The following is a 1,243-nucleotide window of genomic DNA, read 5'->3' as shown; positions in this document are numbered from 1 at the left end:
TTATAAAGATAAAAATTGATTTTGAGATTGATTTAATTTAAAAATATTAAATTCAATTTTTTCTTTATTTTTATTAATTTTAACTTCATTAATTCTGCTATTAAGTCTTAACATTGAAGCAATTAACATATTATTAAATGTTTCTTTACAATATATTTTTGCACCACGCCCCTTAACAGCCTTAATATAATGTGAAACATCACCTTCAACATGACAACCAATATTATATTCTAATGYTTGATTTTCAATACCATCTTTATTATTTTTAATTAATTCAATAGTTTCTAATAAAAATTTCTTTTTGTTGTCAATAAAATAGGATAAATGACAAATTAAAAAATCTAATAATGCTTCATAATTTCCAGTAAAAAAATATATTTTTGCTAATTTATATTTTAATCTATGAATTTTGTTTCTATTTCTATATGAAAATAAATCTTTAAATCTTTTTACTAAATGAAATTTATCGAAACTATATGATACAGTGTTATTTTTATATTTTGTTTTTATTGCTTTGTAAATTTTTTTAATTTGTTTTTCGCCATCACTTAATACTAATATTATAGTATTTTCATTAATATCATAAGTATCCATTAGTTTAAAAATTTTGTCAATAAAATTATTAAAACTAGATTTTTTATTTTTAGTAACATTTTTATCCATTATTTGAAAAACACCTTTTTTCTTTTTAATTACTTTTCTTGTTTTAGTTGATTTTTCTTCATCAATACCAATATGCATAGTTGAAAAAAATATTTTCTTTTCAATTCTTTTTTATTTTCTCGCATAGGAACAAAAGCACCGTCAATTTGAATATATAAAACATTATTTGGAATTTTAATTTTATTGTTATTTTTGTTGCTAATATAGTCAATTTTTTCTAAATCAGATTTTTTAAAAATATTAGATATTATTTTTTCACTGATATTAGCATTTTCTGTTGTGTGCATAATATTTTTATATCGTTTTCCATCACCCATAAAAGAAATATATTTATCTTTTATTTTTTTTCAATTCTTTCATATTTTTTTAATCCTAATTCTTCATCTAAAGGATAACGATTTATATATTTTTTATTTTTTTCATCATATTTAACATATCTTCGTCTTTTTATAGGAATATTTCCATATTCTGTTTTGATTGTTTTTGGTAATTTTGATACTACCTTATATCCTTGTAATATTTGTTCTTGTTGATATAATTTAAATATCTCATTATATCTGTTAATTAATAAATTTTTAAC

3 protein-coding genes are annotated in these 1,243 nt (G+C 18.8%); all 3 read right to left on the bottom strand.

From position 1 onward, the window contains the following. Window positions 1-741: a hypothetical protein gene (locus C6B38_RS04340; protein WP_146693301.1), complete on the bottom strand. Its 741-nt coding sequence runs from the start codon at window positions 739-741 to the stop codon at window positions 1-3. Beyond that, window positions 693-980, bottom strand: coding sequence for a hypothetical protein (locus C6B38_RS04335; protein ID WP_105298786.1), 288 nt, complete (start codon window positions 978-980; stop codon window positions 693-695). Before C6B38_RS04335 ends, C6B38_RS04340 begins: the two co-directional genes overlap by 49 nt. A gap of 20 nt (window positions 981-1,000) precedes the next feature. Then, window positions 1,001-1,243: UPF0236 family transposase-like protein (locus C6B38_RS04330; protein ID WP_199558581.1), on the bottom strand; the 243-nt coding region annotated here is incomplete at its 5' end.

The sequence above is a fragment of the Spiroplasma sp. ChiS genome, assembly GCF_002968355.1.
Taxonomy (GTDB): domain Bacteria; phylum Bacillota_I; class Bacilli_A; order Mycoplasmatales; family Mycoplasmataceae; genus Spiroplasma; species Spiroplasma citri.
Note: the sequence above shows the minus strand (reverse complement) of the source record. Positions and strands in the feature narration are given on the sequence as shown.